Source organism: Burkholderia sp. BCC0405 (genome assembly GCF_902833075.1).
Classification (GTDB): Bacteria; Pseudomonadota; Gammaproteobacteria; order Burkholderiales; family Burkholderiaceae; genus Burkholderia.
This window is the reverse complement of sequence record NZ_CADFEO010000004.1, coordinates 305,268-320,416: the sequence shown is the minus strand read 5'-3', so window position 1 is coordinate 320,416 and position 15,149 is coordinate 305,268. Positions and strand designations below refer to the sequence as shown.

Genomic DNA, 15,149 nt, shown 5'->3' with positions numbered 1-15,149 from the left:
TTAGCCCCTTCGCGAAATTACTGAATCACCTCAATCATCGTCGACGTAATGTTTTTCGGCATGATATTAGCCAATGAACCCCAGGAGCCGGAATACAACGGACTGAATGTCTCGGCAATTGTTACTGTCACGGTTGAGCCGGCCGCCAGCGCATTGGCCATTGTCCCTAATGCAGCTTTGCAGGTAGAATCGGATGTACAAGGTGATCCGTTCACGGAAGTTGAAATATTAATCCCGGTACGAATTGGGCCGAGCGCATTTGTAATGCTGGATACCGTGTCAGAATACGGAGTCGAAAATCCGCGCTCAGAGGCAAGTTGATGCGCACCGACCGACGTCGCGTACGTTACGATAATAAAATTTGAAATCATCCACGAGAACTGTGCAATTCCAAGAAGTATCAGCAACAGAACCGGGAGCAATAGCGAAAATTCAACCGTCACAACTCCCCGCTGTATTCTTTTTCGCATGACGGTCCCCGTTTGACGTTTGAAGGTGATGCGTGGATTCTTGGATCACATTCACGCTATCGAGCTACAACCAGGCCGACCGGTTCTATGCCAGATTCGTGCCAATGCGCGTCGCTTAAGGAAACGCAACGCCTAAGCGGCGTGCGAACCAGTCCTCAGCGCCGCCTTGTTTCAGGTCTGAAACGCATTTTCCGGAAGCGTTGATGCGTGGAGACCGCTGACTGAAAGAGACCGCGAATCTCCACAAGCAAGCCAGTGGCTGGGCTGAGATAATGCGAAAGCTATTTGACAGGATTTGCGCATGCGGCCAGATGGCCGAACACACTGGACGCACCGCGACGCAGCCAGGGAAAAATCTGCATCCAGCCGGGGGGATGTTTCAACGCCGAAACGTTAGTGCCCTTACACGCAAACACGCTTTGATGCGGCGAGCATATGAATATCGGATGATCGGCACGATCACCGTCCGACTCCTTCGTCTTTAGAACAAGCCCGCAAGTTGGATCGGCGAGTGTTTCCGGGATCGCCTGCATTAGCCACTCGAACACCTGCCGGCTCGTCAGCGCCCATTTGAGCTGGCGCACGAACGCCTCCGGGTGGTGCTCCACGACACGACGATACAGATTGATCAATTCGCCACTGACATCGTTGACCACCTCGACCTTTGCTGGCGGTCGAAGGCAGTACAACCGGGCCCCGCCCACGAACACCTCGACGTAGCGGTCATGTGCCGGGAAACGCGCGATGACACGACGCGGATACTCGCGAATTGCATCCAGCGTCGTTGAAATCATCTCCCGCTGTTCGACTATATCCGCCGGCACGATGCAGGCATCGAGCAGTTGCTCGAGACGAGCAACATACGCGTCGCGCTCTTCTTCGGATTGGAGCGTCAGGGAAAGCGGCTTGGGGGGAGCTTCAAACGTCGGATGATGTATTCCCACGTTTCAGCGGGGCGTAATCGCTTGGTCGCCGTGTACTGACGCGAACCCGCCTATACGGCCAAAGCGCCGACTTCGGTGTGGTTACGCGTGTTTCTTGAGCGGTTAGAGGCGACTTCGTACCACGCTCGGCGGCTCTCTTACAAGGATGAAGCGGAGCTGGAAAAAGAAAAAGCCCTGATTTCTCAGGGCTTTTTCTCTTCTTACTTGGAGGCGCGAGCCGGAGTCGAACCGGCCTAAACGGCTTTGCAGGCCGCTGCATAACCGCTTTGCTATCGCGCCAAAAGCGGACTGTCCGGATGCCGTGAGGCAAGCGACAGATTTTTTATTCGAGGACCGAAAGTCCATCAAATAAAAAGGGAAGCGTGGCTTCCCCATTACTTGGAGCGGGAGACGAGTCTCGAACTCGCGACCTCAACCTTGGCAAGGTTGCGCTCTACCAACTGAGCTACTCCCGCATTGTCCTGCATCTGCAGCGCTTTGCCGTACAACACGCTGCCAGAAAAAATCTGGAGCGGGAGACGAGTCTCGAACTCGCGACCTCAACCTTGGCAAGGTTGCGCTCTACCAACTGAGCTACTCCCGCATGTGTCCTGCATCTGCAGCGCTTTGCCGTACAACACGCTGCCAGAAAAAATCTGGAGCGGGAGACGAGTCTCGAACTCGCGACCTCAACCTTGGCAAGGTTGCGCTCTACCAACTGAGCTACTCCCGCGTATCACTACGCTACTGCTTCCCCGTCACACACTTACTTCGTCGTGCAGCGGAGAAGCGAGATTATGTCGAAGGCGCATTCGTGTGTCAAGGGCTTTTCCAGCCCTTTTTACAAAAACCCGCTCGACCGGACGCATCACGCGCCGCCGCGCTCCCGAATTTGCGGCCACGCGAGCTTCATGTAGTACAGCATCGACCAGATCGTCAGCACCGCGGCGAGATACATGAGCCATTCGCCCCACACACGCGTGTCGATCGTCACGACGCCGAGCGGCAGCGGCCCATAGAACAGCAGCATCGGGATCGCGACCATCTGGCATGCGGTCTTGAACTTGCCGAGCTGGTTCACCGCGACGCTCTTCGATGCGCCGATCTGCGCCATCCACTCGCGCAGCGCCGAAATCGCGATCTCGCGGCCGACGATCACGAGTGCAATCGCCGCGTCGACCCGCGAAATCTGCACGAGGATCAGCAGCGCGGCCGTCACCATCAGCTTGTCCGCCACCGGGTCGAGAAATGCGCCGAACGACGACGTCTGGTTCCACTTGCGGGCGAGATAGCCGTCGAACCAGTCGGTCAGCGCCGCGAGGATGAAGATCGCCGCCGCCGCGAGATTGCGGTGCGCGCCGCCTATCACCGTGTCCGGCAGATAGAACACGCCGACGACGAGCGGAATCAGCACGATCCGTACCCACGTCAGGAAAATCGGGAAATTGAACGGCATGGCATGCGGGACAGTAAAGGATTCGCAATTGTGCCGTGTCGACCGGCCTGCCACAAGAACGCTGGCAAGGCAGCCGGCCGCACGGCCGCGTCAGTGAAGCTGCTTGTAGATCTGCTCGGCGAGCGCGTGCGAAATGCCCTCGACGCTCGCGAGTTCCTCGACGCTCGCGGCAACCACGCCGCGCAACCCGCCGAATCGCGCGAGCAGCCGCTGCCGGCGCTTCGCGCCGACGCCCTCGAGTTCCTCGAGCCGCGACGTCTGGCGCGCCTTCGCCCGCTTTGCGCGCATGCCGGTGATCGCGAAGCGGTGCGCCTCGTCGCGAATCTGCGCGACCAGCATCAGCGCGGCGCTCTCCTTGCCGAGCTCGAGCGGCGTGCGGCCGTCCGCGAACACAAGCGTCTCGAGGCCGACCTTGCGCCCCTCGCCTTTCGCGACGCCGACCAGCATCGACGTGTCGAGACCGAGCTCGGTGAATACCTGGCGCGCGATTTCGACCTGACCCTTGCCGCCGTCGATCAGCACGATGTTCGGCAGCAGGCTCGACGCCTCGGCCTGGCGCGTCGACTCGCCGTCGATGCCGGCCGCATCGTCGGCGGCAGCCGCCTGCGCGGCCTGCTCGACCATCTTCTCGTAGCGGCGCGTGAGCACCTGCCGCATCGCCGCGTAGTCGTCGCCCGGCGTGATCCCGGTGATGTTGTAGCGGCGGTATTCGCCCGACTGCATCTTGTGATGGTGGTAGACCACGCACGACGCCTGCGTCGCCTCGCCCATCGTATGACTGATGTCGAAGCATTCGATCCGCAGCGTCGCGAGATCGTCGCATTCGTAGCTGAGCGTTTCCGCGAGCGCACGCGTGCGCGCCTGCTGCGAGCCCTGCTCGGACAGCAACCGCATGAGCGCGATCTGCGCATTCTGTTCGGCCATCGACAACCACGCACGCCGCTGCCCCTGCGGCTGCCGCACCAGCGACACCTTGTGGCCAGCCTGTTCGGACAGCAGCTCGAGCAGGTCGCGGCTCGCGGGCGCATGGCTCACGACCAGCACCGGCGGCACGCGATTGCCGAGATAGTGCTGCGCGATGAACGCGTCGAGCACCTCGGCCTCGACCGACGCCGCCGCATCGCTGCGCGCGCGGCCGGTTTCTTCCGCGGGCAGGTCGGGCATGGCGGAGGCGGCCGCATCGGCCGCCTCCGCCAGCTCGGACTCGTCGCCGAGACCGCCCTCGGCGAGCGTCAGCGCGCTTTCGACGTGCGTCGGGAAATACGCCTTGTCGCCGAGATGCCGGCCGCCGCGCACCATCGCGAGGTTCACGCATACGCGCCCGCCCTGTGCGACGACGGCCAGGATGTCGACGTCGCTGTCGCCGCCGACCTCGATCGCCTGCTGGTGCAGCACTGTCGCGAGCGAGCTCATCTGGTTGCGCACGGCCGCCGCCTGCTCGAATTTCAGTTCGGCCGCGAACACGTGCATCTTCTGCTCGAGCTCCTTCATCACTTCGGACTGCCGGCCGAGCAGGAAACGCGCGGCGTTCGATACGTCGATCGCGTAATCCTCGTCGGAGATCGCGCCGACGCACGGCGCGGTGCAGCGCCCGATCTGGTGCAGCAGGCACGGCCGCGTGCGGTTGTTGAAGACCGAATCCTCGCAGGTGCGCAACTGGAACACGCGCTGCAGGATCTGGATGCTCTCGCGCACGGCCCAGGCGCTCGGGAACGGCCCGAAATACTGGTTCTGCTTGTCGACCGAGCCGCGGTAGTAGGCCATCCGCGGAAAGCGGTGTGCGGTGAGCTTCAGGTACGGATACGACTTGTCGTCGCGAAACAGGATGTTGTAGCGCGGCGCGAGCGCCTTGATCAGGTTGTTCTCGAGCAGCAGCGCCTCGGCCTCCGAGCGCGTGACGGTCGTCTCGATACGCGCGATGCGCGTGACCATCATCGCGATGCGCGGCGACAGCTGCGTCTTCGTGAAATAGCTCGATACGCGCTTCTTCAGGTCGCGCGCCTTGCCGACATAGAGCACGGCACCCGCCGTGTCGTAATAGCGATAGACGCCCGGCATGTGCGGCAACTGCGCAAGGATCTTCTTCGGTTCGAACGGGGTATCGGAAGCTTCAGGGGATGTCATGCGTGATCCGGGCGCCTTGTAACGCGGAACGGGTCTATTAGAATCGCCAGTTTAGAGCATTCACCGGCCCGCTTCGATGCCCCGCACCACCGCCCCCCTGCCCGCCGCGCCGCTCGCGCCGGGCGAACCGATCGCCTGCGACCTCTTCTGTACGGTAATCGACAATTTCGGCGACATCGGCGTCTGCTGGCGCGTCGCGCGCCAGCTCGCGCACGAGCACGGCTGGCAGGTTCGCCTGTTCGTCGACGACCTGCGCACCTTCGCGCGCCTGCTGCCCGGGGTCGATGCCGACGCGGGGCGGCAGACGGTCGATGCGATCGTGATCGAGCACTGGCATGCGGAAGCCGGCGACGCGCTGGAGATCGCCGACGTCGTGATCGAAGCATTCGCGTGCGAGCTGCCCGGCGCGTATCTCGCGGCGATGGCGCGCCGGGCGCGTCGCCCCGTGTGGATCAACCTCGAATACCTGAGCGCCGAGGACTGGGTCGCCGATTTTCATCTGCGGCCATCGCCGCATCCGCGCTATCCGCTGCTGAAGACGTTTTTCTTCCCCGGCCTGTCGGCAGGCACCGGCGGCGTCCCGAAGGAGCACGACCTCGATGCGCGCCGCACGGCCTTCGAAACCGACGCGGCGGCACGCGACGCCTGGTGGCAGCGCGCGACCGGCGGCGCGCCGCCGGCCGCCGGCACGACGGTCGTCAGCCTGTTCGCGTACGAGAATCCGGCCGTCGATGCACTGCTCGCGCAGTGGCGCGACGGCCCGTCGCCGGTCGTCGCACTCGTGCCGGCCGGCCGCGTGTCGCCTGCCGTCGCCCGTTTTTTCGGGGTCGAGTCATTCGGCGCGGGCGCGCATGCGCGCAGCGGTAACCTGGCGGCTCACGGGCTCGCGTTCGTCCCCCAGGCCGACTACGATCCCTTGCTGTGGGTGGCCGACATCAATTTCGTGCGCGGCGAGGATTCGTTCGTCCGCGCGCAGTGGGCACGCAAGCCGTTCGTGTGGCACATCTACCCGCAGGCCGACGACGTGCACCTGCCGAAGCTCGACGCCGCGCTCGCGCACCTGTCGGCCGGCCTCGCCGACGCGCCGCGCGCGGCGCTCGAGCGATTCTGGCACGCATGGAACGGCGTCGGCACGCCCGACTGGGCCGATTTCTGGCAGCACCGCGCCGCACTGGACGCCAACGCGGCCCGCTGGGCCGATGCGCTCGCGGCCGTCGGCGATCTCGCCGGAAAGCTGGCGGAATACGCAAAATCTCAGTTAAAATAAGCGGTTATCCGACGGCTGACCAGGCAAGCGCTCGCTTTTGGCGTCCACCGGAAAAGTAAGCTTGGCGCCTCACCCGTTGCGCAACGCTCAGGCACCTATTTATTTGATTTGATCAGGACAGTTTTTTTATGAAAACCGCACAGGAACTCCGCGTAGGCAACGTCGTGCAGATCGGCAGCGACGCATGGGTCATCGCCAAGGCCGAATACAACAAGTCGGGCCGTAACTCCGCCGTCGTCAAGATGAAGATGAAGAACCTGCTGACGAACGCAGGCCAGGAAGCGGTCTACAAGGCTGATGACAAGTTCGACGTCGTCGTGCTCGACCGCAAGGAAGTGACGTACTCGTACTTCGCCGATCCGATGTACGTGTTCATGGACGCCGACTACAACCAGTTCGAAGTCGAAGCGGAAATGATGGGCGAAGCGCTGAACTACCTCGAAGACGGCATGGCTTGCGAAGTCGTGTTCTACAACGAGAAGGCCATCTCGGTCGAACTGCCGACGGTCCTCGTTCGCGAGATCACCTACACGGAGCCGGCCGTCAAGGGCGACACGTCGTCGGGCAAGGTGCTGAAGAACGCCAAGCTCGCAACGGGCTTCGAACTGCAAGTGCCGCTGTTCTGCAACACCGGCGACAAGATCGAAATCGATACGCGTACGAACGAATACCGCAGCCGCGCGTAATCGCGAGCGATACCGCATCGAACAAAGCGCCCTTCGGGGCGCTTTTTGTTTGTCCGGCGCCAACAACCGGACGGAAGTCAGGCTGATGTAAAGCACAAAATCCACCGGTAAAGATATTCAATTTGTATCATCGGTAACTGTTTTATAGCGCCGGAGAAATAATGCTCGTTACGCGTTCAGCGGGGCATAAAATCAGTTTTTAATCTGACATGCGGCTGCGGCCCCGTTGGCCGACAGCCCGCCTCTCTTGACTCGACTCGCGTCCACCATGCCACACGCCCTGATTGTCGAAGACGATCCCAACAGTCTGTCCGGTCTCACCGCGCTGCTCGCCGCGGACGGCTTCTCGGTCGACACGGCCACGTCGCTCGCCGAAGCGCGCACGGCGCTCGGCCGCTCGATTCCCGATGTCGTTCTCGTCGACCTGAATCTGCCGGACGGCAGCGGGTTCGACCTGCTCCAGCACCTGCCGCAGCAACAGCCGAACGGCTCGCTGCCCGTCATCGTGCTGACCGGCAATGCGACGGTCGAAAGCGCCATCGAGGGCCTGCGTCACGGTATCTGGGACTACCTGCTGAAGCCGATCAACATTCCGCGCCTGCGCAGCCTGCTCGCGCGGATTCCGCGCCCGTACGAACTGATCGACGAAGTGCAGTCGTTGCGCGCCTCGCTGCGCCATCTCGGCCGCTTCGGCGCGCTGGTCGGCCGCAGCGACGCGATGCAGCACGTGTACGACATGATCGAGCACAACGCGCGCACCGAAACGGCCGTCCTGTTCGCGGGCGAAGCCGGTACCGGCAAGAAGCTGGCCGCGCGCACGCTGCACGACCTGAGCCGGCGCCGCAAGGGGCCGTTCGTGTCGTTCGACTGCCGGACGATCGCACAGGCCGGCCGGCATGGCGCATCGCTCGACAGCATACTGTTCGGCCATGAGCGCGGCGCGTTCGACGGTGCCGAGCGCCGCGAATCGGGTCTGTTCGAGCAGGCCGGCGGCGGCACGCTGTTCCTCGACGAAATCACCGCGCTGCCGCTCGTGCTGCAGGAAGCGCTGCTGCATGCGCTTGATTCGCAGAACTTCATGCGGATCGGCGGCACGAGCTCGATCACGAGCGATTTCCGGCTGATCGCGACCACGCGGCGCCCGGCGCGCGAAGCGGTCGCGAACGGCACGCTGCGCGAGGATCTCTGGTTGCGCCTCGATGCGGCGTCGATCACGATGCCGCCGCTGCGCGAGCGCGACGGCGACGCACTCGCGATCGCGGATGCGCTGATCGACGAGCTGAACCGCGAAGCGCGCGCAACCGGCCGCAGCACGACCGACAAGCGCGCGGCGCCTGGCTTCGTGCGCGAGTGCCTGTCCTACGAATGGCCGGGCAACGTGCGCGAACTGCAGGAGCGCGTGCGCTTTGCGTACGACGCGTCGGGCGATTTCATCGAGACGCTGCGCGCGGGCGAGCCGAGCTTCTCGGCCGGCGCCGCGCTGAACGGCAGCAGCGTGCAGATCAAGGTCGGCACGCCGCTGTCCGACGTCGAGGATCTGCTGATCCGCGCGACGCTCGACGCAGTCGGCGGCACGCGCCACCGAGCGGCAACGCTGCTCGGCATCAGCCCGAAGACGCTGTACAACAAGCTGCAGCGGATGAAGGTGAACTGAGCGGGCGGCGATGCTCGAAGGCACTGGCAGGCGTTGACCGTTAGTTGCATCTAGACTCGCTTCGCCAACCTGCTTGATTCCTGAGGCTGCTCGGTTCGTACCGGCAGCAATCCATAAAAAAGCCGCGCGATTGCGCGGCTCGTTGTTTCCGTGACCGGAACGGCGCAGACCGAACCGCCTCCTCCCCGCTCAGGCCAGTGCGCTGCTCAACAGCGCCTGCGCCTGCAGATACTCGGGCTGCGCGATCAGCTTCTCCCACTTGAGCGCCTTGCCACGCGCGCGCATCCGCTTGATGCGTCGCACCGACTCGTCCGTTGCCCGTGCTTTCAGCCCGTTCAGCACGACCTCAGCCGCGTCCGGCTGGTTGCAGACGAGCACCATGTCGCAACCGGCCGCGAGCGCGGCGTCGGCCGCCTGCGTGAGCGTGCCGCCTTCGCGCGCGGCTTCCATCGACAGGTCGTCGCTGAAGATCGCGCCGGTGAAGCCGAGCCGCCCGCGCAGGATGTCCTGCAGCCACACGCGCGAGAAACCGGCCGGCCGCTTGTCGACCTGCGTGTAGATCACGTGCGCGGGAATCACCGCGGACAGCGACAGGCCGAGCCAGTCGTACGGTGCGACGTCCTCCTTGAGAATCGCGTCGAGCGTCCGGTCGTCGGTCGGCAGCGCGACGTGCGAGTCGGCCTCCGCGAAGCCGTGCCCCGGGAAATGCTTGCCGCAGTTCGCCATCCCGGCGAGCGACAGCCCGTGGTTCAGGCTCTTCGCGAGCAGCGTGACGACGCGCGGATCGCGGTGGAACGCGCGATCGCCGATCACTTTCGAGTGCCCGTAGTCGAGGTCGAGCACGGGCGTGAAGCTCATGTCGATTCCGCATGCACGCAGCTCGGCGGCCAGGATGTAGCCGACGGCCGTGGCGACCTGCGTCGCGAGCAGCACGTCGCGATCCCACAGCTCGCCGAGGCGGCGCATCGCCGGCAGCACCGTGAAACCGTCGGTGCGAAAACGCTGCACGCGCCCGCCTTCGTGATCGACGGCGATCAGGATGTCTTCGCGCACCGCGCGAATCGAATCGGTCAGCGCGGTCAGCTGCGCGCGATTCTGGAAGTGCCGCGCGAACAGGATCACGCCGCCGGTATTCGGATGCGCGAGACGCCGCGCATCGTCGCGCGACAGGGCCGTGCCGACGACGTCGAGCATGACCGGGCCGGGAGTCGTTTTCATCGAATCGGGAATTCCGTCAGGAGGAGGTTCGGGAAACAGGTGCAGGCGCGGCGTCCGTCTCGGCGACCACGAACGACACCGCGTAGTCGCGTTCGTCGCTGACCGTCACGCGCGCCGTGATGCCACGGGCGGCAAGCCAGTCGGCCAGCTCGCCCGACGCGATCACGTACGGCTCGCCGCTCGGGTGGTTCAGGGTCTGCAGCGCACGCCACGTCATCGGCCAGTGCATGCCGAGCCCAATCGCCTTCGAGAACGCTTCCTTCGCGGAAAAGCGCGTCGCGAGGAACGCGATGCCGCGCGCCTCGGAGCGGGCACGGCGCGCATGGAACACGCGCAGTTCGTCGGGGCCCAGCACCTTCTCGGCAAACCGGCCGCCCGTGCGTTCGAGCACGGCCGCGATGCGGCTCACCTGGGCGATATCGGTACCGATGCCGTAGATCGCCATGTCAGTACCCGCCGATACGAACCGGCCGGGCCGGGTCAGGCATGACGCGCGACGCGCGGCAGCACGTCATCTTCAACGCGCGCCGCCATGCAGCGCGGCAACGCGTGCGGCGACCATGATCGCCTTCATTTCGCGCACCGCGTTGTCCCAGCCCGCGAAAATCGCGTGCGCGACGATCGCGTGGCCGATGTTCAGTTCGACGATGCCGTCGATCGCGGCGATCTGCTGCACGTTCGTGTAGTGCAGCCCGTGACCGGCATTGACCTTCAGACCGAGTTGCGCGCCGGCCTGAACGCCCGCGACGATGCGCTCGTATTCGCGCTGCTGTTCGGCTTCGTCGTGCGCTTCGGCGTAACGTCCCGTATGCAGCTCGATCACCGGCGCGCCCGCTTCGTGCGCGGCACGGATCTGCGTCTCGTCCGGGTCGATGAACAGCGATACACGCACCCCCACGTCGGCAAGCTGCTTGCATGCCGCACGTACGGCCTCGAAGTGGCCGGCGACATCGAGACCGCCTTCGGTCGTCAGTTCCTCGCGCTTCTCGGGTACGAGGCACGCGTCGTGCGGGCGCACTTCGCATGCGATATCGAGCATCTCGGCCGTCACCGCGCATTCGAGGTTCATGCGCGTCTTCAGCAGCGGGCGCAGCTTGCGCACATCCGCATCGACGATGTGGCGGCGATCCTCGCGCAGGTGCAGCGTGATCGCATCCGCACCCGCTTCTTCTGCGGCGAGCGCCGCGCGGATCGGATCGGGATAGGTCGTGCCGCGCGCATTGCGCAGCGTCGCGACGTGGTCGATGTTCACGCCGAGGTCGATGGCGGTGGGCGTTGTCAGGAAGAAGCTCATAGGTTCTGCAGGTCGATCAGGATCTGACGCGTGGCAAGCGGCGTACCGCCGAGATAAGTGTTCAGCAGGAAGCGCATCAGCGTCTTGCTTTGCGCAACCGTCTGGGCTCGATGGTAATCGTCCTGCTCCATATCGAGCAACGTCTGCCCGGAAATCACCGGCCAGTGCGATGGGACTTCATCGTCCGCATTGCGCACGCCGCGCTCGGGATCGAACACGTAACGACGGTCAGGCTCGACCGCGCGGCGCGCGACCGTGCGGTTCAGCGCCATCGCGTAACCGGTCTCGCGCAGCAGCACGCGCTCGAACGAGCGCAGCACCTGCACCGCGGGCTCGCCGTGCGCGAGGCGCGTGAGGGTCAGCACGTAATGATTGAAGAGCGGCGGCTGAGGATCTTCGCGCGCGCAGAATTTCACGAGCAGTTCGTTCGCGTAGAAACCGCACAGCAAACCGTCGCCGCCGAGCGGCAGCATCCCGCCGACCCACTCGGCGCCCGTCAGCGTGCGCACTTCGGATTTGCCGGACCAGGACAGCAGCAGCGGCTGGAAGGTCTGCAGTACGCCGCGCAGCGCGGAATGCGGGCGCTTCGCGCCCTTCGCGACGAGCGCGAGCCGGCCATGATCACGCGTCAGCACGTCGATGATCAGGCTCGTTTCCCGATACGGGTAACTGTGCAGCACGTACGCCGGCTGCTCGGCGACACGGAAATCGGACGTGCGAGACGTCGCGCGCCGCGCCTTGCGCGGCGGTTCAGGCGGCGCCGGCAGCGGCGCGTCGTTCGCGCCGGCCGTCACCGCGTCTTCAGTCGACGTCAGCGCGTCATTCGTACCCATAGGCGCGCAGCCCCGCCTCGTTGTCGGCCCAGCCGCTCTTCACCTTCACGAAGGTCTCGAGGTACACGGGGCCGTCGAACAGCTTCTCCATGTCCATCCGCGCCTCGGTGCTGATCTGCTTGAGCTTCTCGCCCTTCTTGCCGATCACCATCGCCTTGTGCGAATCGCGCTCGACGAGGATCGTCGCGAAGATACGCTTCAGGCGCCCTTCCTCTTCGAACTTGTCGATCAGCACGGTGCTCGTGTACGGCAGTTCGTCACCGGTCCAGCGAAACACTTTCTCGCGCAGGATTTCGGCTGCGAGGAAACGCGAGCTGCGGTCGGTCAGTTCGTCCTCGCCGTAGATCGGCTCGCCTTCCGGCAGGTACGGCTTGATCGTGTCCAGCAGGCGCTTGATGTCTTCCGGGCGCTGGGCCGACAGCGGCACGAGCTCCGTGAATTCGCGCAGCGTGCTCATCTGCTGCATGAACGGAAACAGCGTCGCCTTGTCGGTCACGCGGTCGATCTTGTTCGCGATCAGCAGCGTCGGCATGCCGGGCGGGATCAGGTCGAGCACCTTCTGGTCGTCGGGCCCGAAGCGGCCGGCCTCGATCACGAACAGGATCACGTCGACCGACGTGAGCGTCGACGTGACCGCGCGGTTCAGCGAGCGGTTCAGCGCGGTGCTGTGACGGGTCTGGAATCCCGGCGTGTCGACGAACACGAATTGCGCGTCGTCGAACGTATTGATGCCGGTGATGCGGTGGCGGGTCGTCTGCGCCTTGCGTGACGTGATGCTGATCTTCTGGCCGACGAGTGCGTTCATCAACGTCGACTTGCCGACGTTCGGGCGGCCCACGATCGCGATCATGCCGCAACGGAAACCGGTAGGAGCGGGAGTGTTCATATCGTTTGGGAGACTGGTTCGGAAACGGCCGCGCGGCGCGCGGCACGATCGATGGGCAATTCAGTGGTCGGCATCGGCCACGCGCGCCTGCGCGGCGGCAAGGCTTGCGCGGCCCGGCGGCGTCTCGGAATCCGGTGCCGCGGCGTCGCGTGTACGCGCGGCCGCACGCGAAGCGGAGTCGGTACCGGCGGAAGACTTGTCGGCGGACGACGCTGCCGGATCGGCTGCCTGACCCGCCGGCTTGTCGGCCGCACGGGCAGCGGGCACGGCTTCGGCGGGCTTCTCAGCGGTCTTGTCGGCTCGCTCGGCCGGCTTGTCGACTACCTTGTCGGCCGCAGGCTTTGCCGCCCGTTCGCCCTTCTCCGCAGCCGCGTCGACATGCGCCGCGCGAATCGCGGCCATCGGCGCCGCGGCCGGCTCGGAACCGGCCGCAGCGCTTGCCGCGGGCGCCGCACCGGCCGCCCTCGCCTCGCGCGCTGCCGCACGTTCCTTCCGCTCCGGCGAGCGCAGGTCGAGCGCTTCCTGCACGCCCTTCACGCCCGGCACGATTTCGGGTTCGACATGCTTCGACCCGCGCGCGTTCTTCGAGCGCTTCGGTTTGGCGGCCAGCATCGGCGCGGCTGCCATCACCTCATCGAGCGCCTTCTTCGCGGCGGCCTGCTCGGCCGCACGCCGGCTTGCACCGGAGCCCGACACCTTCACGTCGAGCTTCGGCACCGTGCATTCGACTTCGAATTGCTGATTGTGCGCCGCACCATGCGTCGCGACCACCGTGTAGGTCGGCAGCGCGATCTTGTGCCCCTGCAGGTACTCCTGCAGCAGCGTCTTCGCGTCCTTGCCGAGCGTGCGCGGATCGATGTGGTCGAGAATCGGGATATAGAGGCGCTTGATGACCCCTTGGGCGGCTTCGAAGCCGCCATCGAGGAACACGGCCCCGATGATGGCTTCGAACGCGTCCGCGAGGATCGACGGGCGGCGGAACCCGCCGCTGCGCAGCTCGCCCTCGCCAAGCCGCAGCCCGTCCGAGATATTCAGGGCCTGAGCAATTTCGTATAGCGACTGCTGTTTGACGAGGTTGGCGCGTACGCGCGACAGATCGCCTTCGTCCAGCTTGCTGAAACGCTGGAACAAAAGGGCAGCCACCGCGCAATTCAGAACGGAATCGCCGAGAAACTCGAGCCGTTCGTTGTGCGTGGCACTGTGACTACGATGGGTCAAAGCCTGGCGCAACAATTCCGCATTGCGAAATTCGTAGCGCAGCCGGCTTTCCAACTGGGATGAGGGCATGTGCAGGAGTATAACGCGGGCGCCGGTCGGGCCGAAACGGCACGGCCGGACACGAAAAGGCGTGACGAGGCGGTGTTACCGCCGGTTCTTAAAGTAGTTCGGCAATACGCGACGCGGCCCGTGCGTCGCGTAGTGCGAGTGATTCGAATGCGATCAGTTGAAGGAACCGATGCGCTTCAGGTCGCTGAAGTTCATCCAGATGAAGAACGCGCGGCCGACGATGTTCTGGTCCGGCACGAAACCCCAGTAGCGGCTGTCCGCACTGTTGTCGCGGTTGTCGCCCATCATGAAGTAGTGGCCGGGCGGCACCTTGCAGATCACGCCGCGGCTGTTGTACGTGCAGTTGTCGCGAAACGGATAGTCGTATGCGCCCATCACGAACGGCGGCACGGCCGGGTTGTTGAGGATCGCGTTCTTCTTGTTGCCGATCGTTTCCTCGAACTGCTTCGCGTAATTCTGGCGCTCGTCGTCGAAGAAATCGGGCAGCGGCGTTTCGGGCACCGGCTGGCCGTTGATCGTGAGCTGCTTGTCCTGGTACGCGACGGTATCGCCCGGCAGGCCGATCACGCGCTTGATGTAGTCGACCGACTCGTCCTTCGGATAGCGGAACACGACGACGTCGCCGCGCGACAGCGGGCTGCCCTGCGTGATCTTCGTGTTCGTGACCGGCAGGCGCAGCCCGTACTCGAACTTGTTGACGAGGATGAAATCGCCAACGAGCAGCGTCGGCACCATCGAGCCCGACGGAATCTTGAACGGCTCGACGACGAACGAACGCACGACGAACACCGCCAGGATCACCGGGAAGAAGCTCGCGGTGTACTCGAGCCACCACGGCTGGCGCAGCTTCTCGTCGCGCAGCTTCGAACGCGTCTGCGCCGCGTTTTCATCCGCGAAACGCTTGTCGATGCGCGACTGCTGGCGATCGAACTCCTCGATCGCCGAGTCGGCCGCCTTGCGTCGCCGCGGCAGGAACACCAGTTTGTCCAGCACCCACGCTACGCCCGTCAAGATGACGAGCACAAAAAGAATCAGCGCAAAATTCATAAAA

Annotated in this window: 13 protein-coding genes, 4 tRNA genes and 1 pseudogene; 3 read left to right on the top strand and 15 right to left on the bottom strand. The window is 64.4% G+C overall.

Annotated features, from left to right (window positions below):
* Positions 1 to 17 precede the first annotated feature (17 nt).
* From HWX36_RS08865 to uvrC, 8 genes and pseudogenes are all read right to left on the bottom strand, one after another.
* Entirely contained in the window at positions 18 to 470 is a 453-nt protein-coding gene (locus HWX36_RS08865; RefSeq protein ID WP_175951734.1) for a TadE/TadG family type IV pilus assembly protein, read from the bottom strand.
* A 503-nt stretch (positions 471 to 973) separates the two neighbouring features.
* Positions 974 to 1,264, bottom strand: a pseudogene (locus HWX36_RS37055) (DNA adenine methylase); the annotation flags it as partial.
* Positions 1,265 to 1,619: 355 nt separating this feature from the next.
* A tRNA-Cys gene (locus tag HWX36_RS08855) sits at positions 1,620 to 1,693 on the bottom strand.
* Between the two features lie 100 nt (positions 1,694 to 1,793).
* A tRNA-Gly gene (locus HWX36_RS08850) sits at positions 1,794 to 1,869 on the bottom strand.
* Between the two features lie 52 nt (positions 1,870 to 1,921).
* Positions 1,922 to 1,997 (bottom strand) — tRNA-Gly (locus HWX36_RS08845).
* Positions 1,998 to 2,050: 53 nt separating this feature from the next.
* A tRNA-Gly gene (locus HWX36_RS08840) sits at positions 2,051 to 2,126 on the bottom strand.
* Between the two features lie 135 nt (positions 2,127 to 2,261).
* Entirely contained in the window at positions 2,262 to 2,849 is a 588-nt protein-coding gene (gene pgsA, locus HWX36_RS08835; protein WP_175951733.1) for a CDP-diacylglycerol--glycerol-3-phosphate 3-phosphatidyltransferase, read from the bottom strand.
* A gap of 90 nt (positions 2,850 to 2,939) precedes the next feature.
* Positions 2,940 to 4,973: an excinuclease ABC subunit UvrC gene (uvrC, locus tag HWX36_RS08830; RefSeq protein WP_175951732.1), complete on the bottom strand. Its 2,034-nt coding sequence runs from the start codon at positions 4,971 to 4,973 to the stop codon at positions 2,940 to 2,942.
* Between the two features lie 76 nt (positions 4,974 to 5,049).
* On the opposite strand from uvrC, the gene earP reads away from it, so the two are divergent.
* From earP to HWX36_RS08815, 3 genes are all read left to right on the top strand, one after another.
* Positions 5,050 to 6,240: an elongation factor P maturation arginine rhamnosyltransferase EarP gene (gene earP / locus HWX36_RS08825; RefSeq protein WP_175951731.1), complete on the top strand. Its 1,191-nt coding sequence runs from the start codon at positions 5,050 to 5,052 to the stop codon at positions 6,238 to 6,240.
* A 128-nt stretch (positions 6,241 to 6,368) separates the two neighbouring features.
* Positions 6,369 to 6,926, top strand: a complete 558-nt coding sequence (gene efp / locus HWX36_RS08820) for an elongation factor P (protein WP_011351421.1) — start codon at positions 6,369 to 6,371, stop codon at positions 6,924 to 6,926.
* A gap of 268 nt (positions 6,927 to 7,194) precedes the next feature.
* A complete protein-coding gene (locus tag HWX36_RS08815) occupies positions 7,195 to 8,580 on the top strand; it encodes a sigma-54 dependent transcriptional regulator (protein ID WP_175951730.1) in 1,386 nt (461 codons plus the stop codon).
* 189 nt (positions 8,581 to 8,769) lie between these two features.
* On the opposite strand, the gene nagZ is transcribed toward HWX36_RS08815, so the two are convergent.
* The 7 genes from nagZ to lepB form a co-directional block, all read right to left on the bottom strand.
* Positions 8,770 to 9,798: a beta-N-acetylhexosaminidase gene (nagZ, locus tag HWX36_RS08810; protein WP_175951729.1), complete on the bottom strand. Its 1,029-nt coding sequence runs from the start codon at positions 9,796 to 9,798 to the stop codon at positions 8,770 to 8,772.
* 16 nt (positions 9,799 to 9,814) lie between these two features.
* Positions 9,815 to 10,243 carry a holo-ACP synthase gene (gene acpS / locus HWX36_RS08805; RefSeq protein WP_175951728.1) on the bottom strand — a complete coding sequence of 143 codons (429 nt, stop codon included), beginning with the start codon at positions 10,241 to 10,243 and terminating at the stop codon, positions 9,815 to 9,817.
* A 72-nt stretch (positions 10,244 to 10,315) separates the two neighbouring features.
* The gene (gene pdxJ, locus HWX36_RS08800) at positions 10,316 to 11,092 is read right to left on the bottom strand and encodes a pyridoxine 5'-phosphate synthase (RefSeq protein ID WP_031400031.1); all 777 of its coding nucleotides are present in this window, start codon (positions 11,090 to 11,092) and stop codon (positions 10,316 to 10,318) included.
* On the bottom strand, positions 11,089 to 11,925 hold the full coding sequence (gene recO / locus HWX36_RS08795; RefSeq protein WP_011351416.1) for a DNA repair protein RecO: 837 nt from the start codon (positions 11,923 to 11,925) through the stop codon (positions 11,089 to 11,091). The genes pdxJ and recO overlap by 4 nt, the downstream gene beginning before the upstream one ends.
* Entirely contained in the window at positions 11,912 to 12,811 is a 900-nt protein-coding gene (gene era / locus HWX36_RS08790; protein WP_069256156.1) for a GTPase Era, read from the bottom strand. The genes recO and era overlap by 14 nt, the downstream gene beginning before the upstream one ends.
* A 60-nt stretch (positions 12,812 to 12,871) precedes the next feature.
* Positions 12,872 to 14,098, bottom strand: a complete 1,227-nt coding sequence (rnc, locus tag HWX36_RS08785) for a ribonuclease III (protein WP_175951727.1) — start codon at positions 14,096 to 14,098, stop codon at positions 12,872 to 12,874.
* Positions 14,099 to 14,251: 153 nt separating this feature from the next.
* Positions 14,252 to 15,145, bottom strand: a complete 894-nt coding sequence (lepB, locus tag HWX36_RS08780; protein WP_175951726.1) for a signal peptidase I — start codon at positions 15,143 to 15,145, stop codon at positions 14,252 to 14,254.
* Between the last annotated feature and the right edge of the window lie 4 nt (positions 15,146 to 15,149).